Origin of the sequence: Acidipila rosea, assembly GCF_004339725.1 — a bacterium.
GTDB classification, from domain to species: Bacteria; Acidobacteriota; Terriglobia; order Terriglobales; family Acidobacteriaceae; genus Acidipila; species Acidipila rosea.
The window spans coordinates 1,167,956-1,192,770 of sequence record NZ_SMGK01000001.1 but is presented as its reverse complement, the minus strand read 5'-3'; the positions used below and the strand labels follow the sequence as shown (position 1 = coordinate 1,192,770).

At 62.3% G+C, this 24,815-nt stretch carries 17 protein-coding genes; 6 read left to right on the top strand and 11 right to left on the bottom strand.

Going from position 1 to position 24,815, the window contains the following annotated elements:
• Positions 1 to 70: 70 nt before the first annotated feature.
• From C7378_RS04820 to C7378_RS04795, 6 genes are all read right to left on the bottom strand, one after another.
• Positions 71 to 1,543, bottom strand: coding sequence for an ATP-binding protein (locus tag C7378_RS04820; protein ID WP_131992427.1), 1,473 nt, complete (start codon positions 1,541 to 1,543; stop codon positions 71 to 73).
• Positions 1,527 to 2,201, bottom strand: a complete 675-nt coding sequence (locus C7378_RS04815; RefSeq protein ID WP_131992424.1) for a winged helix-turn-helix domain-containing protein — start codon at positions 2,199 to 2,201, stop codon at positions 1,527 to 1,529. The genes C7378_RS04820 and C7378_RS04815 overlap by 17 nt, the downstream gene beginning before the upstream one ends.
• A 14-nt stretch (positions 2,202 to 2,215) precedes the next feature.
• Positions 2,216 to 3,589 carry an aspartate aminotransferase family protein gene (locus C7378_RS04810; RefSeq protein WP_131992421.1) on the bottom strand — a complete coding sequence of 458 codons (1,374 nt, stop codon included), beginning with the start codon at positions 3,587 to 3,589 and terminating at the stop codon, positions 2,216 to 2,218.
• A gap of 283 nt (positions 3,590 to 3,872) precedes the next feature.
• Complete coding sequence (locus tag C7378_RS04805) at positions 3,873 to 5,243, bottom strand: APC family permease (protein ID WP_243648067.1); 1,371 nt, start codon at positions 5,241 to 5,243, stop codon at positions 3,873 to 3,875.
• A gap of 116 nt (positions 5,244 to 5,359) precedes the next feature.
• Positions 5,360 to 6,946 (bottom strand): ArnT family glycosyltransferase, encoded by a 1,587-nt coding sequence (locus C7378_RS04800; RefSeq protein ID WP_131992415.1) that lies wholly within the window; start codon positions 6,944 to 6,946, stop codon positions 5,360 to 5,362.
• A gap of 61 nt (positions 6,947 to 7,007) precedes the next feature.
• Positions 7,008 to 8,168, bottom strand: a complete 1,161-nt coding sequence (locus C7378_RS04795) for a pyridoxal phosphate-dependent aminotransferase (RefSeq protein WP_131992412.1) — start codon at positions 8,166 to 8,168, stop codon at positions 7,008 to 7,010.
• 61 nt (positions 8,169 to 8,229) lie between these two features.
• Between C7378_RS04795 and C7378_RS04790 the strand changes: the two genes are divergently transcribed.
• The 4 genes from C7378_RS04790 to C7378_RS04775 all read left to right on the top strand — a co-directional run bounded on the left by C7378_RS04790 (position 8,230) and on the right by C7378_RS04775 (position 12,646).
• The gene (locus C7378_RS04790; RefSeq protein ID WP_243648066.1) at positions 8,230 to 8,916 is read left to right on the top strand and encodes an HAD family hydrolase; all 687 of its coding nucleotides are present in this window, start codon (positions 8,230 to 8,232) and stop codon (positions 8,914 to 8,916) included.
• A 5-nt stretch (positions 8,917 to 8,921) separates the two neighbouring features.
• Positions 8,922 to 9,701 carry an ABC transporter permease gene (locus C7378_RS04785; RefSeq protein WP_131992409.1) on the top strand — a complete coding sequence of 260 codons (780 nt, stop codon included), beginning with the start codon at positions 8,922 to 8,924 and terminating at the stop codon, positions 9,699 to 9,701.
• An 84-nt stretch (positions 9,702 to 9,785) separates the two neighbouring features.
• A complete protein-coding gene (locus C7378_RS04780; protein ID WP_341539121.1) occupies positions 9,786 to 11,843 on the top strand; it encodes a S9 family peptidase in 2,058 nt (685 codons plus the stop codon).
• A gap of 347 nt (positions 11,844 to 12,190) precedes the next feature.
• Complete coding sequence (locus tag C7378_RS04775; RefSeq protein ID WP_131992403.1) at positions 12,191 to 12,646, top strand: VOC family protein; 456 nt, start codon at positions 12,191 to 12,193, stop codon at positions 12,644 to 12,646.
• A gap of 13 nt (positions 12,647 to 12,659) precedes the next feature.
• On the opposite strand, the gene C7378_RS04770 is transcribed toward C7378_RS04775, so the two are convergent.
• From C7378_RS04770 to C7378_RS04750, 5 genes are all read right to left on the bottom strand, one after another.
• Positions 12,660 to 15,128, bottom strand: coding sequence for a serine/threonine-protein kinase (locus C7378_RS04770; protein WP_131992400.1), 2,469 nt, complete (start codon positions 15,126 to 15,128; stop codon positions 12,660 to 12,662).
• A gap of 367 nt (positions 15,129 to 15,495) precedes the next feature.
• Complete coding sequence (locus tag C7378_RS04765) at positions 15,496 to 15,756, bottom strand: hypothetical protein (RefSeq protein WP_131992398.1); 261 nt, start codon at positions 15,754 to 15,756, stop codon at positions 15,496 to 15,498.
• 12 nt (positions 15,757 to 15,768) lie between these two features.
• Positions 15,769 to 17,586, bottom strand: a complete 1,818-nt coding sequence (locus C7378_RS04760; protein ID WP_207901340.1) for a sodium:solute symporter family protein — start codon at positions 17,584 to 17,586, stop codon at positions 15,769 to 15,771.
• Between the two features lie 170 nt (positions 17,587 to 17,756).
• Positions 17,757 to 19,199 (bottom strand): sigma-54-dependent transcriptional regulator, encoded by a 1,443-nt coding sequence (locus tag C7378_RS04755; protein ID WP_131992395.1) that lies wholly within the window; start codon positions 19,197 to 19,199, stop codon positions 17,757 to 17,759.
• The gene (locus C7378_RS04750) at positions 19,192 to 22,032 is read right to left on the bottom strand and encodes an ATP-binding protein (RefSeq protein WP_131992392.1); all 2,841 of its coding nucleotides are present in this window, start codon (positions 22,030 to 22,032) and stop codon (positions 19,192 to 19,194) included. Before C7378_RS04750 ends, C7378_RS04755 begins: the two co-directional genes overlap by 8 nt.
• A 461-nt stretch (positions 22,033 to 22,493) precedes the next feature.
• Here C7378_RS04750 and dnaX point away from each other — a divergent pair, with 461 nt between their 5' ends.
• On the top strand, positions 22,494 to 24,497 hold the full coding sequence (dnaX, locus tag C7378_RS04745; protein ID WP_131992389.1) for a DNA polymerase III subunit gamma/tau: 2,004 nt from the start codon (positions 22,494 to 22,496) through the stop codon (positions 24,495 to 24,497).
• 23 nt (positions 24,498 to 24,520) lie between these two features.
• Entirely contained in the window at positions 24,521 to 24,790 is a 270-nt protein-coding gene (locus tag C7378_RS04740) for a YbaB/EbfC family nucleoid-associated protein (protein WP_341539118.1), read from the top strand.
• Positions 24,791 to 24,815: the final 25 nt, after the last annotated feature.

The window sequence follows — 24,815 nt, the reverse complement described above, 5'->3', positions numbered from 1 at the left end:
GCCGCTAAATAAGGCTTCGCGAAAGCATGACGATTGTGTCATGGCTTTCACTGGGCAGAAAACAAAATGTTTATCCGAATGCCTCTTGAAATGCTGCAGGAGCAGATTCGCCAGCGTGGTTGAGCGGTGAGTAGCGAAGCGGGATCTCGACCACTATCTGCGCTCCGTTGTTATTCCTGGCAGTGGCGCTGCCCTGGTGAGCCTGGGCCACAGCGCTGACAAAGGCCATGCCGAGCCCGTGCCCCTGGGACTCGCTACCGCGCGCGAACCGCTGAAAGAGATTGCCGAGCAAAGTGGGTGGAAATCCGGGACCGTTGTCACTGACGCAGAGGCGAACGCGAGTGTCATCGGCATCGAGAGTCACCCTGATGCAGGCTGCCTCACCGGCATAGCGAAGCTCATTCTCCATGAGATTGGTGAGCAGGCGAGTATAAAGGCGCAGATCGACCTCGGCACGCACGACGGGGGCGACGGAGACCTCAAAAGACTGGCCGCGCTCGGTAAAGGCGGGCGCGTAAAGCTCAAAGACGCGACTGGATAGCTCGGCCAGATCAATCATTTCGACGTGAAGACGCAACGCGCCGCCCTCGGCCTCGGCGAGATCGAGAGAGGTAGTGATGACATTGGAAAGCCGGTCGAGGTTTTCAATGGCGCTGGCGACGAGCTCGCGGGAGAAGTTCTCGTCCTCGGCGGAGAGAGCTACTTCAAGAGTGCCGCGAACGGAGGTGATGGGGCTCTTGAGATCGTGCGCGACCGAGTCAGTGAGAGTGCGGAGCTGATTCACAGATGCTGAGATGCGGTCCAGCATGTTGTTGAAGGTACGCGCGAGGCGGGCTACTTCGTCGTTCTGGGTTCCAGCGGCAACACGGCTGCTGAGGTCACCGGTGCCGATATTGGCTGCGGCAGTGGTGATGGCATCAACACGATGCAACATGCGGCGCAGGCCAAGAAGGGCGATAAAGAAGCCGATGCCCACCATTGCCAGCCAGCCGAGGATGAAGCGCAGCAGGAGACGAGAGAGCAGGGTCGTGGCCTGCGAGTCATGCAGCCCGAGATAAACGCGGCTGCCGGGCGACATATCGGCGGCAACGACGCGGAAGGGGAAGCTCCACCCGGCGACCTTGAGCGAAACAGGAGTGCGCTCCTGCAGGTGCTGACGGTCGAGCGCTTCAAGGAAATCGGCGCTGTCTCCGGGGCCAACCCAGAGAGGCGGCTGGTGCGCCGAGGTCTGGACGAAGAAGACGATGTTGTTGCTGGATTTGTGGCCTGCGGCGTCGTAGCCTACTTCCTGCGTAGCGAGCTCGGCCACCTCTTCGACGATGCGGTCGTGGAGAGAATCTTCAGGAGTGGAGAGAGTGACCTGCTTGAGAGTTTCACTCTCGCCGATGAGCCAGGAGTCGCTGCGCTCGCGAACGGCCTGGGCCACGAGCACGAACATGACGGCGAAGACGGCCGCGCTGCCGGCGGCGAAAACGATGGTGCTGCGAAGGGTGAGCCGCCAGGCAGCTGTTCTGTAAAAGGACCCGCTAATCCTTGAGAACATATCCAACTCCCCGCATAGTGCGGATGAGAGGCCGCACGGCTTCGCGGTCTACCTTGTTGCGTAAGCGATGGATGTGCACATCGACGATGTTGGTGGAGGTATCGATGCGCATCTTCCATACGTGGTCGAGCACCATGGCGCGGGTGACGACACGGCCGGCGTTGCGGCAGAGGTACTCGAGCAGGGCAAACTCCTGCTGGGTAAGAACGAGCTCAAGATCGCCGCGGCGCGCCTCGCGGCGGATGAGGTCGAGTTCAAGATCGGCGACGCGGAGGCGGGTGGTCTCAGGCTGATGGGCGCTGCTGCGGCGCAGCAGGGCTCGGAGGCGAGCGAGGAGCTCCGCTACGGCAAAGGGCTTGGTGAGATAGTCATCGCCTCCGCTCTCAAGGCCAAGGACCCGCTCATCGACGGAACGGCGCGCGGAGAGGATGAGTACGGGAGCCGTGACTCCCTGAGCGCGCAGGCGTTGGATGAGCTGCAGGCCGTCGAGGTCAGGCAGCGTGAGGTCAATGATCATGGCGTCGTGGACGCCTTCTACGGCGAGGGCCTCAGCCTCAGAGGCAAGCGCGCATGCGTCAATGCGAAAGCCTGACTCGCTGAGAGCACGGGTGAGAAAGTCGCGAATCGTATCGTCGTCTTCAACAACAAGCAGGCGCATGCAGCGTCCTCTTTCTATATCCTAACGGCCCGAGCAGCAAGCTGCAGGGCATCCTGCCAGAAGCGCTTGGAGGAGTGCACCGCATCCATGACCGCAGCGAGGGATTGCACGAAGTGATCCAGGCTCTCTTCACTCGCGTTGAGCGGAGGCGCAGCCTTGAGAACCATGAAATTGTTGCCGCAGATCTGGGTGAGAATGTTGTGGTCACGATAAAGACGCATGACCAGCATCTGGCCGAACATCGCCGGGTGAACGCGGTGGAAGGCCTCGAACGACAGCCTGAGACCAAGCGAGCGGGGGCTGCGGAATTCTATGCCGGTGAAGAAGCCCATGCCGCGGACCTGGGCGACCATTTCAAACTCAGACAAAGCGTCCTGGAGCCGCTCGCGGAAGGCCTCGCCCATGGCCAGAGCGCGGGGGCCAAGCTGTTCGTTCTCAAGCACCTCGAGGGTGGCCAGGCCGGCGCGCATGGCGAGGGAGTTCTCACTGTAAGTGGAGGTATGGACGATGGCGCGGCGTAGCGATCCGTAGACGCTGTCGTAAATGCCGTCGGTCATGAGGACGGCTCCAACGGGGACGAGGCCGCCGCTGAGCGCCTTGGCAAGGATCACCATATCGGGATCGAGATCGTAGTGATGTGCGGCCAGGAAGCGGCCGGTGCGGTGCAGGCCGGTCTGCACTTCGTCCAGGACGAAGAGGGTTCCATATTTCCGGCAGAGGGCCTGCGCTTTGGCGAGGTAATCCTGCTCCGGGATAAGGATGCCGCCCTCGCCCTGCATGGGCTCGAGAATCAGGGCGGCGAATTTTTTAGTCGCCAGCTGGCGTTCCAGAGCTGAGAGGTCGCCGAAGTCGACGAACTCAACGCCGGGAATGAGCGGGCCGAAGCCCTCCGACCAGAAGCGATGATCCATGAGGGCGAGCGCGCCGCAGGTGAGGCCGTGGAAGGCTCCGCGGGCCGCGAGGAGGCCGTCGCGGCCAGTGAAGGCCCGGGAGAACTTGATGGCGGTCTCGACGCCTTCACTGCCTGAGCTGCAGAAGTAGACCTTGCTGAGGCGGCCACCAGCCTTTTCACAGAGACGGCCGGCCAGTTCCCCGGCGAGCGTGGCTACGTGGCTCTGGAGCATGGAGGGGGCGTTGAGGGTGAGCTCGTCGCGCAGGGCCTCGACAATGAACGGGTGATTATGACCGGCGTTGTAGACACAGTAGCCAGAGAGAAAGTCGAGGATGGTGCGGCCGTCGGTGGTATGGAGACGCTCTGCAGAGCAGTTTGTATACTGAGCGTTCATCTCCAGGAGATCAAGCAAGCGGACCCATTGCGGATTCACATGGTCGGCGTAAAGCTTTACCCCTTCATTTTGTTCGACTTTGAGATGTTCCGCTGCTGGCATCGTCTGCAACCCCTGATTACAAGCTAGTGTGGCGTAATTTCCATACTATGACCGCATAATTACAACGCATTCATGTACCCGGCTTCAGTTTGATTACGTCATTGGACTGAACTGCCCTGGAAGGGTTAGCGCAGAGCGGGCTGCTGTGCTTTCTCGGGCGGGATGCGACTTCCCTTCCCCCGGCACAGAGGACGAGCCGTGCGGCAGAAGGAAGCGAGGCTACCCCGGCCACCTCTGGAGGGAGCGTCGGGAGTAGAAACAGTCTGGCACGACGGAAACGGGTTCAGTCGGGTGGGATGGCATAGTGTTTGCGGATAACGGCAAACAAGGGGACTCCGAGAAGGATGATGGCAGAGCCTAAGAGCGAGTTACGGAAATTCTCAGCATAGCTGTAAAAGAGCAGCACGGCGGCAGCCAGAACGAACAGCGCGGGCAGGACGGGATAGCCCCAGACGCGGTAAGGGCGGTCGAGATCGGGCATGCGCCTGCGGTAGACGAAGACGGTGGTGGCGGTGACCATGTAGAAGAGCCACTCGGCGAAGATGGCCAGTTCGAAGAGCTGCTGAAAGCGGCCCACGGCGAGCAGTAGCAGAGTGGTGAGCGCGGCCTGCACGACGAGCGAGGTGGAAGGGCTCTCAAAGCGCGGATGGATGTGCGCCATGCGAGTGAAGAAGAGGCGATCGCGCGCGGCGGCGAAGGGCACGCGAGCTCCGGACATAATTGTGCCATTGAGCGTTACAAATATGCTTAGCGCCATGACCGCCGAGACAAGCGACGCTCCCCAGGGGCCGGTGACGATGCCCAGCGCAGCGACGGCGGGACGGGGCGAGGCGGCGATGGTGGCGGCGGGGAGGATGTACTGGATGGCGGCGTTGGTGGCCATGTAGAGGCCGCCGACGATGAAGAGTCCACCGATGAGGGCGAGGGGCAGGCTGCGCTGGGGATGACGCACTTCTCCGGCAACCATGTTGAGATCGTTCCAGCCGTCATAGGCCCAGAGGGCGGCGATCATGGCGATCATGAAGCCGCCGAAGCCGCCGGTTGCGCCGTGGAAGCTGGTCTGGAAGTTGAAGAGCGAACCCTGGCGCGAGGTGAAGCAGAAGCCGACGATGACGAGGATCATCAGGCCTTTGAGCCAGGTGAAGACGAGCTGGAAGTCGCCAGCCTTCTTGATGCCGAGGTAGTTGAGGCCGGTGATGAGCCAGGTGGCTCCGATGGCGAAGATCTGCGCCCAGGTGATGGCGAAGAGGGCGGTGCGGTCAAGCCAGGAGAAGGCGGGAAAGATGGCGAGAGTGCGCGCGAGGCCCGTGGTGACGCTGGCGATCGAGGCGGGCTTGGCGACGGCGAACCATGTCCACATGTAGAGGAAGGCGGTGAGGTCGCCGTAGGCTCCGCGAAGGTAGACGTATTCGCCGCCTGCGTAGGGCATCATGGCGCCGAGCTCGGCGTAGGTCATGGCGCCGAAGAGGGAGAGCAGACCGCCGACGATCCAGGCCAGATAGACAAGGCCGGAGGAGCCGACGGCGCGCATCATCTCCTGGGGGACGAGAAAGATGCCGCTGCCGATGATGGTTCCGACGACGATGGCGGTGGCGTGCGAAGCGTTGAGGACGCGAGGGAGATTGGGCTGCTGGGACGGGCTTGTGGTCGGCAAGTTGCGGTCTCCGCGCGAAGGGTGTTGTTGCATTGTCGCAGATGACGCGGAGGCAGGCGGACTTTTGGGACAGGCGGCAGAAATGGGGCACCTGAAACAGCGTGCCCCGGCTGTCGTCAATGCCAGTTTTTTACCGCGGGCCATACGGTAGCGAGGGGTTTGCGGAGGCCGCGACAGAGGTAGATGTGGACGTGTTCGTAGGGCATGGCGTAGGGATTTTCGACGTGTGCCATGTCGGTGACTGAGGCGAATTCCTGATCGAGATCGCTGCGGGAGCGCTGGACGACGAGCAGCACGTCGCCGGTGTAGCCACGCGGGCCCCAGAAGTAGAAGTTCTGATGGCCGCTGATGGCCTGGGGCAGGTGATGCTTTGCGCCGAGGATGTCGACTGCGCCGGCTTCGCCATAGTTGTTGCAGAAGATGCCGGCGCGGGCTTTGTCGGCGGCGGGAAGCGAGTTGTAGACGCGGGCGATCTCATCAGCCATCTGCTGCCAGCCGAACATGTCGGCGTAGAACTGAGGCAGCGGGCTGGCGGCGTGGTTTTCGGTGTCGCCGGGAGCGAAGTGGACAACGCGCTCATAGGCGAGGAATTGCTGAGGCGGCAGCACGGGAATTGAAAACGGGACGAAGACAAAGAAGCCGGTGATGAGCAGGACGGCATAGGCGGCGATAGCGCCGAGGCGAAGGCGGGAGTTGGCGCGCGCAGCGGCCCAGGAGAGCCATGCAACGGCTCCGGCAGCAAAGAAGACAGGATAGGCGGGCGCGAGGTAGTAGTCCTTGGCATGGAGCAGGATCATGAACGGCAGAAAGACCAGATAGAAGACGCCGAGAAAGCGGAACTGCCCTGCCTGGCGGCCGAAAAGGAGCCACGCTACGCCGCTGATCCAGAGCAGCGCGGTGAGCGGGTTGAGCATGATGAGCTGCGCCTTGATGAAGGCGAGCGGGGGGAGATCGACATTTTTGCCGCTGACCTGCACGTTGTGCAGCCACTCCAGCGTGGGGAAATGGTGGGCGACCTGCCAGAGGAAGTTGGGCATGGCGATGGCCACGATCAGCAGAACGGAGACTGCAAACCAGCGACTGGCGAGGATGCGGCGGGTGGGCGTGAACAGGATCGCAACCAGCATGGCGATGAGGTAGAAGGCTACGGAATCCTTGTTTTGAAAGGCGAGGCCGGCGCTGACGCCGAAGACGATCCACCAGTTGCGGACCTGCGCGGACGACTGCGACTGAACGATGCGGATGAGGGCCAGCGCGCAGAGCATCCAGAAGACGGGATCCAAGGAGTTCATGGAGAGGATTCCGTCGATGCCGAGGTAGACGCCGGTGACCAGCACGCCGAGCATGGCGAGGGCGGCAGCGCGGCGGTCTCCGCCAAGCGCCCAGGCGAGGATGCCCGTGAGGAAGACCTTGGCTCCGCCAGCGAGGGCGGAGAGCAGGCGCAGCGACCAGAGATGCTCGTGACCGAAGAGCGTCTCTGAGATGCGTGCCTGAAGGGCGACGAGCGGCGGCTGATCCACATAGCCGAAGGCAAGATGGCGACCGCAGACGAGGTAGTAAAGCTCGTCGCGGAAGATGCCGTAGCCTGCGTGCTGCGCGAGGATGTTGCCAAGGACCTGAATGAGGACCTTGAGGCAGGCGAAGGCCAGACTGAGCCTGAGGATAGCGTGGAGCGGCTTGAGCGTGGGCTGAGTGGATTCCATAGGCTTTGTTCCTCACTGAGTACGAACAGGGGCCCGGGTAAGTTCCTGCAACGATGCGCGACTACCGATAGTAGCGGAGGATGGCGCTGATTCCCTGCTCAAACTCCTGCGTGGGAGTGAGCAGGCTGAGGACGAGCCAGCCCTCACCACGGAAGCCGAAGAAGCTGCCCGGATGCACGTAGACTCCGTGGGCCTGGAGCATGGCGAGGGCAGTTTCCTCTCCGCTGCCAAGAGCCGGGATGCGGAGGGTGGCGTACCAGCCTGCCTCCGACGGGAGGCGGGTGAGGAGGGTCTGGGCAGCAAGGAGCTGGTCGAGGGCTGCAAGGTTGGCGCGGGTGCGTGCGGCGATCTGCTGCTGAAGGGCGGCGCGGCCGGCGAGCCAGTGAGGCAGGGCGTGCTGGACGGGGGCGTTCATCGACAGGAAGGTATCGGCGATGACTTCGAGGCGGTCGCATGCTTCGTGGGACTGGGGACCAAAGACGGCGATCCATGCGGCCTTCATCTGAGGGAGCGCGGCGATCTTGCTGATGCCGCTGAGGACGAAGGTGAGAACAGGATGCGGGCCAGTGGCGAAGCTGGGCTGCGGAGCGGCTTCAAGCGGGTAGTCGAGGAAGACTTCATCGACGATGAGCGCGAGGGAGTGTTCACGGCAGATAGCCTCCAGCTCGGCGCGCTCAGAGGGCTTGAGGAAGTGGCCGGTGGGGTTGTTGGGATGGACGAGAGCGATGGCGCGGGTGCGCGGAGTGATGCGCTCGCGGAGCGAGGACGGGTCAAGATGCCAGCCGTGATCATGGAAGAGCGGATAGGGCACGAGGGTGACGTCATCGAGGACCGCGAGGAAATCAAAGAGCGGATAGCTGGGCTGCGCGATGAGCACCTGATCGCCGGGATTGGCCAGCAGGCGGAAGAGGAAGCTGTAGGCCTCACTGGTGCTGGTGGTGAGGAAGAGCTGCTGCGGGTCTAAGGCTGCTCCGTGGTCGCGATAGTAGCCGCAGACGGCCTGACGCGCGCTGGGCAGACCGCGCGGATCTGCTTCATAATCGAGCGCCTGGGGAGTCGCGAGAGGCGCGAGCAGCGCCTGCGGATCATAAGCGAAGCCGCAATGGGTGGGGTTCGAAGCGGTAAGGTCGTAGACGGGCAGACCGGCGAGTCGGCGCTGACGCAGAGCGCGGGCGAGATCGGACTCTTCCGTGTTCCAGGCGGTGCGGGAGGAGAAATGCACGCTTCATCTTTTCACATGCCGGGCGGTCGCCGGGTCACGCATAATGGATGGCAGAGGATTGATGTCCTCAAAGGTTTTCCAAGGGGTATTCATGGCGATTCGCGCGGTGATTTTCGATTACGGCATGGTCCTGAGCACGGCACAGGAGCCGGCGGCGCACAGCAACCTGCTGGCGATTACAGGGCTGGAGCACGCTGCGTTTGAGCAGCACTACTGGCGGCACCGGCACGAGTACGACCTGGGCGTGCTGAACGGCAACAGCTACTGGGAGACTTTTTCGCGGGAAGCGGAGTTGGAGTTTACCCCGGCGCAGATCGAGCGGCTGATCGAGAACGATGTGCTGATGTGGAGCACACTGAACGAGGGCATGCTGGCGTGGGTGGAAGCGGTGCGCGAGTCGGGGATGAAGACGGGGATCCTCTCCAACATGGGCGAGGAGCTGCTGCGCTACATGCGGCAGGAGTTCGGCTGGCTGCGCGAGTTTGACCATCACACGTGGTCGTGCGAGCTGGGAATTGCGAAGCCCGATCCGGCGATCTATACGCACACCTGCGAGAAGCTGGAAGTTGCGCCGCAGGAGGCTGTCTTTCTGGATGACAAGCCGGAGAATATCGCGGCGGCGAACTCGGTGGGCATCCACGCGATTCTCTTCACCAATATCGAACAGCTGCAGAAAGACCTGAAGGCGCGGGGACTGATCGGCGAGCTGCCGGATCCTCTGCATCCTGCAAAGGCCGCGCGGGCCTGAGCGGGATGCTCGAACACTTCTTCCATACGCAGCTTTCGCTGGGGCTGGCGGAGTGTGTGGTGGCGGCACTGACGGCGCTGAGCGTGATGCTGCTGGCGAGCAGACGCGCGCCGGGACTGTTCCGCGAGCTGCCGATTGCGCAGCTGCGCGGCGTGGTGCAGATCGTCGCGGTGGGCGCGGGGCTGGCCTTTCTGCTGCATGGGCCGCAATGGACCTCGCTGCTGGTGCTGGCGGGGATGATGCTCGCGGCGGCGAGCATCGTGCGCAAGCGGGCGCGGGGGATTCCGCGAGCCTACCTGCTGGCGCTGACGGCAATCGCATGCGGCGCAGGCGCGGTGCTGGCGGTGATGATCGTGTTCGGCGTGATTCCGCTGAAGATCACGATGCTGGTGCCGGTGGGCAGCATGGTAATTGCCAACACGATGAATACGCAGTCGCTCTTCCTGGACCGGCTGCGCGGCGAGGTCTCTTCGCATACGGGGGAGATCGAGTCGGCGCTGGCGCTGGGCGCAGCATCGGAGACGGCGCTGCTGCCGTATCTGAGGGCAGCCTTCAGGGCGAGCCTGATTCCGTCGATGGACAATATCCGGTCGCTGGGGATTGTGTGGATACCGGGGATCATGGCTGGAATGGTGCTGTCAGGAGCCTCGCCGGTGTATGCGGCGCTGTACCAGTTTGTGGTGCTGTCGGTGATCTTCTCTGCGGCGGCGCTGACCTGCTATGTGGCGAGCCAGATGGTGACGCGACGAATTTTCAATGAGCAGGAACAATTAGTTCTGCGATAAGCGGTCGGTGCATCAGACAAGGTAAGCGTCTGCAGGTTTTGAGACGACGGGCTATTCTGAAACCTTATGAGCACATCGGCAGCAATGACCCCTCCAAAAGCGCGCGCGGAGCGCAAGACCACGACACTTCACGGTCATACCCTGATCGACGACTACGCATGGCTCCGGGAGAGGACCAACCCGGAAGTCGTCGAATATCTCGAAGCGGAAAATGCGTATTGCGGCGAGGCGATGGAACCGACGCACGACCTGGCAAAGACGCTGTATAGCGAGATGCTGAGCCATATCAAGGAAACGGATATCTCAGTGCCGTTTCGCGAGGGCGGCTACTGGTACTATTCGCGGACGGCTGAGGGGCTGCAGTATCCCGTCTATTGCCGCAAGCGCGGCTCGCTCGATGCGGCAGAGGAGATGGTGCTGGACGTCAACGAGCTGGCGCGGGATGAGTCGTTCATGGCGATCGGCGCCTTCACCGTGTCGGATGACGGGGCGATGCTGGCCTACTCGGTGGACAACCGCGGATTTCGCCAGTACACGCTGCAGGTGAAGGACCTGCGAACGGGCAAGCTGCTGGCGGAGCGCGTGGAGCGAGTGGGGTCAGTGACCTGGGCGGCGGATGGAGAGACCATCTTCTACACGGTCGAGGACGAGGAACAGAAGCGCCAGTTCCAGCTGTATCGGCACAGGCTGGGGACGCCGCACAGCGAGGATGTGCTGATCTATGAAGAAGCCGACGAACGCTTCAACATCGGCGCAGGAAGAACGCGCGACCGGAAGTATGTGGTGCTCGAGAGCGCGAGCCACACGACCAGCGAAGAGCGCTTCCTGCCGGCGGATGCGCCGGGGGGCGAGTTTACGCTGATCGAGCCCCGGCGCGACGAGATTGAATATTATGCGGATCATCGCAACGGGCAGTTCTATATCCGCGTGAACGATGCAGGGCGGAATTTCCGGCTGGTGACGGCGCCAGTCTCTTCGCCGGGACGCGAGCACTGGCGGGAGATGCTGCCGCATCGCGACGATGTGATGCTCGAAGATGTGGACCTCTTTGCGCGGTTCTACGTGGCGTGCGAACGGCGCGATGGGCTGCAGCACCTGCGCGTCTGCCGCTTTGCCGGGGAAGGCGCGGAGACGCTGGATTCGCGGGAGGTGATCTTTCCCGAGCCGGTGTACAGCGCCCACCCGCACATCAACCGGGTTTTCGATACGGACAAGTTCCGGTATGCCTATCAGTCGTTTGTGACGCCGAGCTCGGTCTACGAATACGACCTTGCGACGGGCGAAGAAACGCTGCTGAAGCAGCTCGAAGTGCCGGGGGGCTTTGACCGCGAGCTCTATGCCTCAGAGCGGCTGATGGCGCGGGCAGAGGACGGCGTCGAGGTGCCGGTGTCGCTGGTGTATCGCAAGGACATGCGCGAGGAGGGAAAGAATCCGCTCTACATCTACGGCTACGGATCGTATGGCTATGCGCTGCCGATCGGATTCAACCCGAACCGGCTGAGCCTGCTCGATCGCGGCTTTGTGATGGCGTATGCGCACATACGCGGCGGAGGCGACCTGGGCAAGCCGTGGCACGATGCGGGGCGGCTGATGGTGAAGCGGAATACCTTCACCGACTTTATCGCCGTGACCGAGCAACTGATCGAGAAGGGCTATGGCGATCCGGAGCGCGTGGCGATCGAAGGCGGCAGCGCGGGCGGGCTGCTGATGGGCGCGGTGGTGAATATGCGGCCGGATCTCTACCGGGCCGTGGTCTCCCATGTGCCGTTCGTGGATGTGATGAATACGATGCTGGACGCTTCTCTGCCCCTGACGGTGCCGGAATATGAGGAGTGGGGCAATCCGAATGAGAGGGAGGCGTTCGAGTACATGCTGAGCTACTCGCCCTATGACAACATCGAGGCGAAGGCGTATCCGGCGATGCTGATCAAGACGTCGCTGTACGACAGCCAGGTGATGTACTGGGAGCCGGCGAAGTATGTCGCGAAGCTGCGAACGCTGAAGACGGACGGACATGTTCTGCTGCTGCATACGAACATGACGGCCGGACACGGCGGGGCCTCAGGGCGGTACGACTACCTGAAGGAAATTGCAACGGATTACGCGTTTATTCTTCGAGAGTTGCATTACTTAAGTTTTTGAGACTTATGCAACTAAATGCGCAGCTAATTCGTTCTTAGTGTGTGAGCATATGCAGCCCGGTGCGCTGTGCACCGCGTTTCTACGATTTTCCTGCCGGGAAAGGGCTGCGCTCGCACCTTGGGAATTAACTACGAATAAGGTTGGCTTCCATGCACGATCTTGCTGTAGGTCTTATTTTCATTGCCCTGGTTCTCACGCCGTGTATCGTCGCCTCGCGCGCGGGAGTGGTGCCTAAGGATTGACGATCCGGCATTCTCCACTACAGTTGTTAATTTCCTGAGATTTTCTATAAACAGACATTTTTGTGCAGCCGTAGCATACTACCTTGCATGAAGGAGGGTAGACCTATGGCTGCAGTTCCGTTTGTTCCCAGCGGGTATCACACTGTTCAGCCCTATCTGGTCGTTCGCGGCGCGGGAGAGGCTATCGAGTTTTACAAGAAGGCTTTCGGAGCGAACGAGCGGATGCGGATGGCGCAGAAGGATGGGCGCATTGCCCATGCCGAGATCGAGATCGACGGGTCGGTGGTGATGATGGCTGACGAGTCTCCCGAGATGGATGCGTATAGCCCGAAACACTACGGCGGCTCAAGCGTAAGCCTGATGTGCTACGTCGAAGACTGCGACGGCGCGTACAACCGTGCCCTGGCCGCAGGCGCGACGAGCGTTCGTGAGCCGGCGGACCAGTTCTATGGCGACCGAATGGCAGGAGTGCTCGATCCCTTCGGCTACCACTGGTTCCTCTCCACGCATGTGAAGGACGTCTCGGTGGAGGAGATGCAGGCGCACATGGGTGCGGAGTGACTGCCGGGGCTGGCTATGCCTTGGGAACCTGCTCCAGCAGGCGCTTCCAGTTCTTCTGATTGCGGCGGTAGCTCTTCTTGAGGTCTTCAAGGATGCGGTCGAAGTCGGCGTGTTCGTGAAGACGGTTCCAGGCGGGATTCTTCGCGAACCAGGGATAGTTTTCATTGCCGAGATAGATGGCGCGGCGCAGCCAGTGGAGAGCCTCGCTCTCGTCGCCCTCGACGGCGAAATAGGTGGCGAGGCGATAGGCCATCTCGCTGTCGGCTTCGGCTGCGGCGAGCGAATCTTCCTCAATCAGCGCGGCGCCGCGGGCGCGTTCGCCGACCTGCACGTAGCACATGGCGAGAGTGGGATAGGCGATGCGCATGCTGTCGTCGTCGCGGATGACATTCTCGAGCATGCCGATGGCCTGACGCAGTTCCCCCTGACGCATGTGCTGATAGGCGAGCGAGGTGCGCAGGAGCGGGTGCCTGGGCTCAAGGGTGAGCCCCTTCTGCAATTCGTCGGCGGCTAGCTCGAGCTGGTTCTGATACTGATAGACGCGGGCGCGGTGGTTGTAGATGATGGGCGCGTTGGAAGGATTGAGCCGGAGCGACTGGTTGAAGTGTTCGAGGGCCTGCTCGTACATGCCGTCGAGGCGGAGCGTGATGCCGGTGACCATGTGAACATTCCAGTCATTGCCGGCGGTACGCAGAAGGTGTTCGATGCCGTGGCGGGCGCTCTCCTTTTCTCCGCGGGAAAGCAGCATGTAGATGCGGTAGAGGTTGGCCTCGGCGGAGCCGGGATCGAGATCGAGAGCCTGGTCGAAGGCGCGGCGCGCGGCGAGGACGTGCATGTGTCCGCCGAAGCCGTGACGCGTGTACTGGAGGTGGGTGATGCCGAGGCCGCTCCAGGCTGCGGCAAAGGATGCATCCTGCTGGGTAACGCGCTCGAAGAGCTCCCGGGCGCGGTCGAGATCGCTGCGGCTGCCGGTGCGCTGCATGAAGGACGAGAGCATGGCGCGGGCCTGCAGATAGTCCTCGGAGACGGCCTCGCCGAGCGGAGCGCTGCGGACCCCGTTGCTGCCATGGTTGCGCTCGGGCTGGTTCTGGAGCTGCCGGCCACCCTGCAGGGAGGCGAAGACCTCATTGCATATCTCGGTCTGGACGGCTACGAGATCGAAGGACGCAACGTTGATGGCGCCGCCTGTCTTGACGCTCTGGCGGGAGACGTCAAGGAGCTGCCAGTTGAGATCGAAGCCCTTCTCAGAGCGCAGGAAGTTGCCGGTGAGCACCCATTGCGCGAGGAGCTTTTGCCCGACGGCGAGGGGGTCCATCTGCGCCAGGGGAAGGTGCATAAGCGCGCTGGACGGACGGACAATGAGCGACGGCATGCGGGCCAGGCGCGCGGCGATGGCATCGGCCAGGGCGGAGCCGTAGAGCAGCGGGACGTCGGCGGCGCCGAAGTTTTTGAAGGGCAGCACGAGGACCGTGTTCTGGCGCAGCTGCGTGTCGGCGGATTCGCGGAAACGCTCGGCAAGCATGGAGAGCAGGCCGGTGGTGCGCTTTTCGCTTTCGGCGCTGGAGACGGGGAGATTGGCGGCGGCCTCGCCGGGGATGATGCCAGTCTCAAGCTGAAGCGCCTTCATGACGGTCTTGAGCGACTCGCGAACCTCGGCGGCGCTGGAGGTGCGCTCGGCGGGGGTCTTCTGCAGGCAGCAGAGGATAACGCTGGACAACTCCGGGGGCACGTGGGCGCAGCACTCGCTGAGTGAGGGCGGATCGACGAACTGGATGGCGCGGATGCTCTGAAACTCATCGGCATCGGGGCGGGCGAAGGGATGGCGGCCGCTGACGAGCTCGTAGAGGATGACGCCGAGCGCCCAGAGATCGCTCTGCACGCTGCTCTGGCCGGTGACGAACTGCTCGGGGGCCATGTAGGCGATGGTGCCGCCGCGCGCGGTGTATGTGGCAGCGACGGGACCGGGCTTACGCGGGGCGGTCTTCGCGGGGTCGAACTCGGCTTCCTCGGGAGTGAGACGGCGGGCGAGGCCGAAGTCGAGGATCTTGGCGAGACCTCCGTCGGTGAGCATGACGTTGGCGGGCTTGAGATCACGGTGAAAGATGCCGAGGGAGTGCGCGGCGCTGAGTCCATCGGCGATCTGGATGCCCACCGAGAGCACGAGCTGCACGCTGGCAGGCCCGCGGGCGATGAGCTTGTCGAGAGACTGGCCGGGGACATATTGCATGACGATGAAGGCCTCTTCGCCTTCTTCCCCCACCTCGTAGATGGCGCAGACGTTGGGGTGCTCGATGGCCGAGGCCATGCGGGCTTCGCGGAGCACGGTGGTGCGCATCTGCTCGAGTGTGAGGGAGCCGCGCTTGAGAATCTTGAGCACTACGGGCCTCATCAAGCGGGTGTCGTTGGCCAGATAGACGACCCCGCTGCCGCCCGCGCCGAGACGCCGGGTGAGTTCATAGTGCTCAATGATGCGATGTTTCATGCTGCTCTCAGTTTACCGTTTGCCGCTTGTTGAAAAGCAGAGCGGCGCACGAGGGCTATTCGTGCATCCTACCTATCGGCGCCGGTGAGGAAGATATTCAGCCGGCAAGGAGAGATTCGAATGGCGGATACAAAGAAGTGCGCACACGCAGCCTGCAATTGTCAGGTAACCGGAAAGAAGTATTGCAGCGAGTGGTGCGAGGACGCAAAGCATGTGACGGAGATTACCTGCCAATGCAGCCATCCCAGCTGCCAGGGTGAAGCGCTGAAGGCTTAAGGCAAACCGGCACGGATAAAAAACGCAGGGAAGGCCGTCTCGAGACAAGAGACGGCCTTCCCTGTTTGCTTTTCAGCGTGGCATTCCAGGTTTAGTGATGGCCGTGGCCGCCCCTGAGGGGCTGGTTCGTTCCCTCGACGGGCTTGCCCTTGGCGCGCTTGTCGCCGGCGCGGCCCAGGAAAAACATGATCGCGCCGAAGACGAACATGACCAGACCCCAGATGAGGTTGATGTCCAGTCCGTTGGAGTGGACGTAGATGGCGCTGCCGCGAGTGAGCGCGCCGAAGACGGTAAGGATGGCGCCGACGATCAGGAAGAGCAGGCCCATGGGGATGCGAAGGTCGAGGTTCATGGAAACGGGCTCCTATTTGAAGATCAGGTTGAGCGCTACAAGCATCGCGATGAGGCCGACGGCGATGACCTTGGGACGCGCGTACCAGGCCATGTGGTGCTCGACCGGTTTGGGCGTGAGCGAGTAGACGAGGCCGACGAGTTCACTCTCCTCGCGCGGCTTGGTCATGAGGCTGATGACCACTGTGACGATGAAGTTGACGGAGAAGGCCCAGATGGCGGTCCAGAAATTCTGCGCCATCTCGCTGGGATAAAGATGGACAACCGCGATCCAGCCGCCATGCATGCCGGGATGCGCGTCGGTAGGCAGCGTGAGACCGTGGTGAACGATAGCGGCCAGTGTGCCGCTGACGAGGCCCGTAAAGGCTCCGTGACCGGTGGTGCGCTTCCAGAACATGCCGAGCAGGAAGGTCGCGAAGAGCGGCGCATTCACGAACGAGAAGACCAGCTGCAGGGTGTCCATGATGTTGTTGAAGCCCATGGCGGCATAGGCGGTGGCCATGGAGAGCAGGATGCCGCCGACGGTAGCCCAGCGGCCCATCCTGAGGTAGTGGGCGTCGCTGGCGTTCTTGTGGATGTAGGACTGGTAGAGATCGTAGGTCCAGACAGTGTTGAAGGCGGTGACGTTGCCTGCCATGCCGGACATGAAGCTCGCGAGGAGAGCCGTGAGGCCGAGGCCAAGGATGCCGGTCGGGAAATAGTAGAGCAGCATGTTGGGGATGGCGAGGTCGTAGTCGAGCAGCGGCTGGCCGCGCTCATCGGTCATGATCTTTCCGCTGACCGGATCCACCTTGGCGGGGATGAGTCCCTTGCCGTACTTTGCCGGGTCATTGGCGGCGCCAGCGGCTGCGGAGCCGTGCATGGCGGTCCGGGCCATGGCGTGGGCGGTCAGCGCGGGCGTGGCAATCGCGATGAGGCCGGGCAGGATGACGAGGAAGGGGAAGAACATCTTCGGAATGGCGGCGATGAGCGGCACGCGACGCGCGGACTCCTCTGAGTCAGAGGCCATGGCCGTCTGAATGACGAGGAAGTCGGTGCACCAGTAGCCGAAGGAGAGCACGAAGGCGAGGCCGAAGCTGAGGCCAAACCACTCGACACCGAGAGGATTGTGGTGAGGGTTGGTCATGCCGCGCCAGGAGTGGGTGTAGGCCACGGGCAGCGAGGCCTTGAGGCCGTTCCAGCCGCCGACGTTGCGAAGGCCGACCCAGACGAGCGGCGCGAAGCCGGCAACGATGAGGAAGAACTGGAGGACTTCGTTATAGATGGCGCTGGTGAGGCCGCCTAGAAAGATGTAGCCGAGAACGATGAGGGCGGAGAGAAGAATCGAGAAGTGAAAGATCCACCCGAGGGGCAGGTGGAAGTAGACGAACGCGGAGTCGAAGACGTGGAGCGTCTGGATGAGCCGCGCCATGGCGTACATGGAGATGCCGGAGGAGAAGACCGTCATGACCGCGAAGGAACAGGCGTTGTAGGCGCGGGTCTTCTCATCAAAGCGCAGACGCAGAAACTCGGGAACGGAGCGCGCCTTGGAGCCGTAGTAGAACGGCATCATGAAGACGCCAACGAAGATCATCGCGGGGATGGCGCCGATCCAGTAGAAGTGGCTGGTGGCGATGCCGTACTTGGCGCCGGAAGCGCCCATGCCGATGACTTCCTGCGCACCGAGGTTGGCGGAGATGAAGGCCAGCCCGCAGATCCACGCGGGCAGCGAACGGCCGGCCTGGAAGAAGTCCTTGCTGGTGCGCATGAAGCGCTTGAGGGCAAAGCCGATGCCCAGCACAAAGACGAAGTACAACAGCATGATGACCCAGTCGATGGTGGTCAGGTTCACGGGGCTTTGTGGTTCCTTTCTGGAGGTTCGCTGGTCACTTTAGCGGTTGCGCGAGCGTCTGGCAATGGGCCGAAGGCAGGAGTAGCTTGCTTCGTCCTTGGACAATGTACCCGTTTTCACAAACATCGTCTATTGGAACTTTCAAAAAAAAATGAGCAGGCGGACCGGGGTCAGCTCTCCTTGATCCGCTTGCGTATCTCTACATTGAGGCGCTTGATCTTCTGGTTGAGGGTCGAGAGCGGGATGCGGAACTGCTCGGCGGCCTCGGTCTGGTTCCAGTTGCAGCGCTCCAGCTTGTCGACGATGATGCGCCGCTCGATGTTCTCGAGGATTTCAAAGAGCGAAGCCTCGGGGTTGTGTTCGAGGAGGCTGGAGGAGTAGTTGCGGCCGGTGAGATGGCCGGGGAGCAGCTCGATGCCGACATGCGGCGTGGAAGAGAGCACGACGCTGCGCTCGATCACATTCTCAAGCTCGCGCACATTACCCGGCCAGTCGTACTCGACGAGGGCACGGAGCGCCTCGGGACCGAGGACGCGCAACGGGAGGTCGTTCTCCTCGCTGTAGCGCTTGAGGAAGTGAGCGGCGAGCAGCGGGATATCTTCACGACGGGCGCGCAGCGGCGGAAGATCGACGGTGATGACGTTGAGGCGGTAGTAAAGATCCTCGCGGAACTTCCCTTCCCTGACGGCCTGGCGGAGATCGACGTTGGTGGCGGTGACGATGCGGACATCGACCTGGATCTCGGCGACTCCGCCGAGCTGCATGAAGCGGCGGTCCTGAAGCACGCGGAGGATCTTGGCCTGGGTGTCCATGCTCATCGTGCCGATTTCATCGAGGAAGAGGGTGCCGCCGTTGGCAAGCTCGAAGTAGCCCTTTTTCGCGGCGATGGCGGAGGTGAAGGCTCCCTTGGTGTGGCCGAAGAGTGTCGACTCCAAGAGGTCAGTGGGGACGGCGCCGGTGTTCACGGGGATGAAGGGCTTGTCGCGGCGGGGCGAGTTGGCGTGGAGGGCCTTGGCGATGAGCTCCTTGCCGGTTCCACTCTCACCCTGGATGAGGACGGTGGAGCGGCTGGGAGCCACCTGGGCCACGAGGTCGAAGATGCGGAGCATCAGCTCGCTCTTGCCGATGATGTTTGAGAAGTTGTAGCGCTGCTTGAGGGCGCGCTTCAACTGGACGTTCTCTTCCTCGGCGTGGCGGCGGGCGATGGCGGCGCGGATATCGGCGAGGAGCTTTTCGTTGTCCCAGGGCTTCTGGACGAAGTTTTGTGCGCCGGCGCGGATGGCGTCGACGACATTCTCCACCTTGCCGTAGGCGGTGATCATGATGACGGGCAGATCGGGCTGGCGCTCGCGGATGAGCGGCAGCAGTTCAAGACCGCTCCTGCCGGGCAGGGCGAGATCGAGAAGAACAAGATCGTAGTTCTGCTGCTCGATGCGGACGAGACCGGCCTCGCCATTGATCGCCATTTCGACGGCGTAGCCTTCGAGCACGAGGAGGGTTTCGAGCGACTCACGGATGGCAGCCTCGTCATCAATGATGAGGATGCGGTACTGCACTTCCTGTACGGGGAGCTGGGAGACGCCGCTTGGGACGGCCACGGGGGCTTCAGACATGCGCGGGTTTCCTTAACATGGGGAATTCAAGGTGAAAGGTGGTGCCGGCGCCGACCTGGCTCTCTACACGGATTTTGCCGGCGTGTTCCTGGATGATGCCGTAGCTGACGGCTAGACCGAGGCCGGTGCCACGGCGCTGCCCTTCCTGAGGGCTGGCCTTAGTGGTGAAGAACGGATCGTAGATGCGCTGCAGGTGCTCGGGCGCGATGCCGGCGCCGGTGTCAGTGATGGAAACGCTGACGTGGCCGTTGACCGCGGTGGTGATGCGGAGCGTGCCTCCGCTGTTCATCGCATCCTTGGCGTTGAGGAAGAGGTTGAGGAAGACCTGCTGCAGCTTGCCGGTGTTGCCGAGAATCAGCGGAAGGTCCTGGGCGAGCGCGGGCTCGATGGCCACCTGGGCGGTCTTGAACTGGTGCTCGATGAGCGTGAGGGTGTCGCGGATGATGGCGTTGAGGTCGGTCTCGCGGAACTCGGTGGTGCTGGTACGGGAGAAGTTGAGCAGACCGTTGACGATCTCAGAGGCGCGGAAGGTCTGCTGGGTGATCTTCTCCAGCAGCGGAGAGAGCTTCTCATCGCCGCGCGCCTGCTTGGTGAGCATCTGCGTGTAAGAGGAGATGACGGCGAGCGGGGTGTTGACCTCATGGGCAACGCCGGCGGCGAGCAGCCCTATCGAGGAGAGCTTCTCTGCCTGCGCGAGCTGCGCCTCAAGCTCGGTGCGGCCGGTGATGTCGTCGATGAGGAGAATGCGACCGACGGTTTTGAATTCGCGGGAGACCAGGGGCGCGATGGCGATGTTGACCATGCGCTTTTCACGGTTGAGCATCTCCAGGCGGAACTTGTAGAGATTGTGCACGCCGGGCTCGTCCTTGACGCGGCGGAACTCGGCCATGAGGCTCTCAGGAAAGATAACGGAGAGATGCTGGCCGACGGCCTGGACGCGGGGCAGCGCGTACATGACCTCCATCTGCGAGTTCCAGCTCTCGATGCGCTCTTCAAGGTCGACGGCGAGGATGCCGACGTTGATCGACTCGACTATGTTCTCGTTGAACTCCTTGAGGCGTTCGTATTCGGTGATCTTCTCTTCAAGGCTGGCGTAGAGGCGCGCGTTTTGAATGGCGATGCCGATGTAGTCGGCGAGGGACTCGAGCAGCTCCACGTCTTCACTGGAGAGGAAATCGCCGCCGGTGGTACGGCCGAGGCCGATGACGGCGATGGTGCGCTCGGCACCGCGCTCCTGAATGCTGCAGGGCAGATAGTAGTTCAGGTCAAGGGCGGCGGCGGTGCGGCGCTCGCGCTCGTTGAGGTGAAGCGCCTGCTGCGGGTTCTCAAGGAAGATGTGCGAACCGGCGCCGGGCTGGTCGAAGTCGAGGAAGCCGAGGTCGATGAAATCCTCTGCGTTGTAGAGAGACGACGGCAGACCATGACCGGCGGCGAGGCGGTAGACGCCGGGCGACTCGGAGAGGAAGACGGCTACGCGCGCGACGAGGAGCGTGCGGGGCAGGCGGTCCACGATGGAGTTGAGCAGGGCGCGCAGCTCGGTCTGTGAGTTGAGGCCGCGGCCGAACTCGATGAGGGTCTTGCGGTAGTCGTAGCGGCGGCGGTCAAAGACGCGATCGACGCGGCCCTGGATGCTGCGCTTGAGCGGCTCGACCAACTGCGCAGTGACGATGATGGCGACGATGAGACCCCATGCGCCAGCGCTGGGCAGGTGCTTATGGACAAGTTCGCCGGCCACGGCCACGAAGGCGAAGTAGAGGCCGACCAGGGCGGCGGTGGCGAGGGTGTAGGTGACGCCGCGCTTGAAGATGAGATCGACGTCCATCAGCCGATAGCGGATGATGGCCCAGCTGAATGTCAGCGGCAGGAAGATGAGCGAGATGCCTGCCAGGTTGCGGACGAAGTCCGGCGTGGGGACATCAAGGAGAAACGGCAGCACATAAAGCAGCGTGAAGGGGATGATGGCGACGAGGGTGCCGCGCGTCAGCCACTTGAGCTGCTGGCGGCGCAGGGGAACCTTGCTGCGCTTGTAGCGCACATAAAAGATGGTCGCCGCGATCCCATAGTAGACAGCGAGGTAGGCGGTCGCCGTCTGGTCAAGGCGATGGGCAAGGATGCCGGTGGCGGACCACTGGGTGATGGCCAGCACCTGCAGTCCCACAACAACGCACGCGGGCACATAGGTGAGCGGGATGAGCCAGCGGTGCAGGACGCGGCGTTCGTCAGAGAAGGCAAGCGCGAAATGCACGAAGAGCGCCGGCTGCAGAGAGCTGGCAAGGATGCCGCCCCAGTAGATGATCCAGTCGAACTGATTCAGCTTGCCGGTGTAGTTGAACGAATAGAAGACAAACGACACCAGGCAGAAGATGTAGAAGTGGGTGGAGTGCGGCGCGGTCCAGCGGCGGAAGAGCACATAAAAGCCGATGCCGAGATAGATGAGCGCGATCAGCCGCAGACCCTGGTACATGCTGCGGTCGGTGGCATTGAGAATGACAGGAATGGTGAGGCGGATGCCGCGGCGGAGAACGGTATAGTTCAGCGAGCCGTAGACCTTGGTGCGGACCATCTGCCGTGCGAGAGAAGCCCAGCGTGGGGTAGAAGCATCCCCGGCTAAGACCAGCAGATCACCCTGCCGGATGCCGGCATGCTGCCCGGGACCGTCCTTGATGACTCGCTGGGCGAGAAGACCGCCAGGCGCCTCGACCCAGACGACACCGTCGTAAGGCTGCTGGAACCTGCTCTCCTGCACATAGTTGAAGGCTGCAAGCACCACCGCGGATGCTGTGAAGAGTGCCAGCAGAACAACGGTGATACGAGTTTGCAGTGACCTTTCCATGGAGGACGACACGCGCTGGAGCGCTGATACTTCACAACCCTAGCAGCAACTGAAGTGCCAGCCGAGCCATGGCTTACTCCCGGAACCAGTTTAATCCGTATACCTCTTATTTTCAAAGAGATATAACGGAGCCCCTGGTAACCGACGGAGCGGCCTGGCAAATGGTGGGAGTAATTCCTCCATAAACTTCATAGCAATGATCTATGAAAAACCATAGATCGCAGGATGAGGCCACCGAATTGCTTAGTGGGAGTGGTGTTCATCCTTGGGACGTCGAGTGGCCCAGAGAATAGCTACGGTAAAAACACCGATGAAGCTGCCAATTACGAGAAAAACCACGAGCGCTCTCCCTTGCAGAAAAATTCTTAACCAGCATACTCCAGAAGCGAAATGCGGGCGGGCGCGGGCCGAGTTTCTCTGGAAATCGAGGCAGACTCTCTGGCGATACAATCAGAGAGTTCATGGCATACCAGGTTCTCGCCCGCAAGTACCGTCCGCAACGCTTCTCCGATGTCGCCGGTCAGGAGCATGTAACCCGCACGCTGCTGAATGCGCTGGCCCAGGGCCGGATTGCGCATGGCTACATCTTCAGCGGACATCGCGGCATCGGCAAAACGACCATCGCACGCATTCTGGCAATGGCGCTGAACTGCCGGACAGCGATCGGAACGGAACAGCGCCCGACGCCGGAGCCCTGCGGGGTATGCGAGTCGTGCACGGAGATTCGCGCAGGCAACGCAGTGGACGTGATCGAGATCGACGCCGCGACCAATCGCGGCATCGATGAGATCCGCGAGTTGCGAGATGCGGCGCGGTATAGTCCGGCGCGCGACCGGTACAAGATTTATATCCTCGACGAGGCGCACCAGATTACCGATGCCGCCTTCAATGCCCTGCTGAAGACGCTCGAGGAGCCACCGGATCATGTCATCTTTATGATGGCGACGACGCAGCCGGAGGACTTCCCGCAGACGATTCGCTCGCGGTGCCAGCACTTCAGCTTTCATGCTGTGCGCTTCGAAGAGATTCTTACGCAGCTGCGCACGATTGCAGTCGAAGAGGACGTGATCGCGGAGGACGCGGCGCTGGCGCTGCTGGCTGAGGCGGGCGATGGGTCGATGCGCGATGCGCTCTCGATCATGGACCAGGCGATCGCTTCGGCGCCGCTCGATAATGGCAAGGCTCGCCTGGATGCGGAGCAGATACGCGAATTGATGGGCTCGGTGCCGAATACGGTCTTCGAGCGGCTGATGGAGGCGATCAGCGAGAACCAGAGCGCGCCGGTCATTGAGGAAATCAACCGTCTGATCAATGCCGGGAACAGCCCCTCGCAGCTTGCGCGGCAGTTTGTCCGCTACCTGAGAAATGCGCTGATGGCGCGGATCGCGGGCGAGAATTCAGAGCTGCTGCAGATTTCTCCCGATGAGCGGGCGCGGGCAGCACGCTCGGCGATGCTGTTTTCAGAGGAAGACCTGACGCGCTTTCTGCAGGTGATGCTGCGGACCTTCGATGAGTTGAACTATCGGCAGGAGCAGCGCTTTCACCTTGAACTGGGGCTGCTGAAGCTGGTGCACCTGCAGCGCCTGCTGCCGGTGGAAGAGCTGCTCAGCCAGCTGCCCGCGCCCACTGCAGGCAAGGGTTCGCTGGGCGGCGGCCCGCTGCCGGGCACACTGCCGCGGTTGCAGGCGGCTCCAGCGCCCGCGCGTCCGGCTGCCCCGGCGCAATCGCCTGCACGGCCGGCGGCTCCGGCGCGAACTGAAGCGCCGATCGCGGAACCGACACGGCCTGCCTTTTCCCCTTTTGAAGCAGACCGCGACCGCAAGATCACCAGCGAAGCGACCACACCGGCAGCGGCCTCGGCTGCTCCGCCTGCGCCGCAGGCGCTGACACCGATTGAGACGGCGGCGAGAGCAGCGGAGACCAGAGCGACGGAGGCGACGAGAACCACGGAGACGCGAGCCACGGAGAAGATGCAGCCTGCGGCAGTGGTGGGAGTGGCGGAGCCGATTGCTGAGGGGGCGCTGGCGCTGGCGGCGGAAGCGGACACTGCACCCGAAGCTGCTGCCGGCGGGAGTTTGGACCTCGACAGGATTCGGGAAGCGATCTGCGCGGCGCTGGAGCGCGAGGGCCACAATACGGCCACTGCCCTGCTGGATGCCGGGGACTGGAAACAGTCCAATGGCGCGATTGAGGTCACTCTGGCCATCAAAAAGACCATGCTCGCGCTGACGATGAATGCCGAAGCGGACAAGATCTGCCGGAATACGCTGAAGCAGCTGGGCGTGGGGGAGAAGCTGGTCTTCCTCCCCGGGGAAGCCTCCTCAGCTGCGGCTGCGGCCCGGCCGAGGGCAGCGGCAAGCGGCAGCGTGCAGGCAGCGGCGATGGAGAATCCGCTGGTGCGGCAGGCCCAGGAACTGTTCCGCGCCGAGGTGCGGACGGTGCTGGACCTGAGAGATAGAAAGTAGAAGTAAGGCAGGAGGAAAAGACGATGAACCCGCTGAAAATGCAGGAGATGCTTTCCCAAGCGAAGCAGATGCAGGAGCAGATGCAGCAGAAGCTGAGCCAGACGGTGGTCGAGGCGTCCTCCGGCGGAGGCGCAGTGACGGTGAAGATGAATGGCCAGAAGCAGGTGCTGAAGCTGACGATCGATCCGGCGGCGGTTGCGAGCCTGAGCAGCAACACGGGCGACCTGGAGATGCTGGAGGACCTGATCACGGCAGCCTTCGCTGGAGGACCTGATCACGGCAGCCTTCAATGAAGCCGGACGCCGGGCAGATGAGGCG

What these genes read in the sequence shown, in the direction of transcription:
- C7378_RS04820 (WP_131992427.1), bottom strand. Translation starts at nt 1,543, where the DNA reads ATGTTCTCAAGGATTAGCGGGTCCTTTTACAGAACAGCTGCCTGGCGG.
- C7378_RS04815 (WP_131992424.1), bottom strand. Translation starts at nt 2,201, where the DNA reads ATGCGCCTGCTTGTTGTTGAAGACGACGATACGATTCGCGACTTTCTC.
- C7378_RS04810 (WP_131992421.1), bottom strand. Translation starts at nt 3,589, where the DNA reads ATGCCAGCAGCGGAACATCTCAAAGTCGAACAAAATGAAGGGGTAAAG.
- C7378_RS04800 (WP_131992415.1), bottom strand. Translation starts at nt 6,946, where the DNA reads ATGGAATCCACTCAGCCCACGCTCAAGCCGCTCCACGCTATCCTCAGG.
- C7378_RS04790 (WP_243648066.1), top strand. Translation starts at nt 8,230, where the DNA reads ATGTCCTCAAAGGTTTTCCAAGGGGTATTCATGGCGATTCGCGCGGTG.
- C7378_RS04785 (WP_131992409.1), top strand. Translation starts at nt 8,922, where the DNA reads ATGCTCGAACACTTCTTCCATACGCAGCTTTCGCTGGGGCTGGCGGAG.
- C7378_RS04780 (WP_341539121.1), top strand. Translation starts at nt 9,786, where the DNA reads ATGACCCCTCCAAAAGCGCGCGCGGAGCGCAAGACCACGACACTTCAC.
- C7378_RS04775 (WP_131992403.1), top strand. Translation starts at nt 12,191, where the DNA reads ATGGCTGCAGTTCCGTTTGTTCCCAGCGGGTATCACACTGTTCAGCCC.
- C7378_RS04770 (WP_131992400.1), bottom strand. Translation starts at nt 15,128, where the DNA reads ATGAAACATCGCATCATTGAGCACTATGAACTCACCCGGCGTCTCGGC.
- C7378_RS04765 (WP_131992398.1), bottom strand. Translation starts at nt 15,756, where the DNA reads ATGAACCTCGACCTTCGCATCCCCATGGGCCTGCTCTTCCTGATCGTC.
- C7378_RS04755 (WP_131992395.1), bottom strand. Translation starts at nt 19,199, where the DNA reads ATGTCTGAAGCCCCCGTGGCCGTCCCAAGCGGCGTCTCCCAGCTCCCC.
- C7378_RS04750 (WP_131992392.1), bottom strand. Translation starts at nt 22,032, where the DNA reads ATGGAAAGGTCACTGCAAACTCGTATCACCGTTGTTCTGCTGGCACTC.
- dnaX (WP_131992389.1), top strand. Translation starts at nt 22,494, where the DNA reads ATGGCATACCAGGTTCTCGCCCGCAAGTACCGTCCGCAACGCTTCTCC.
- C7378_RS04740 (WP_341539118.1), top strand. Translation starts at nt 24,521, where the DNA reads ATGAACCCGCTGAAAATGCAGGAGATGCTTTCCCAAGCGAAGCAGATG.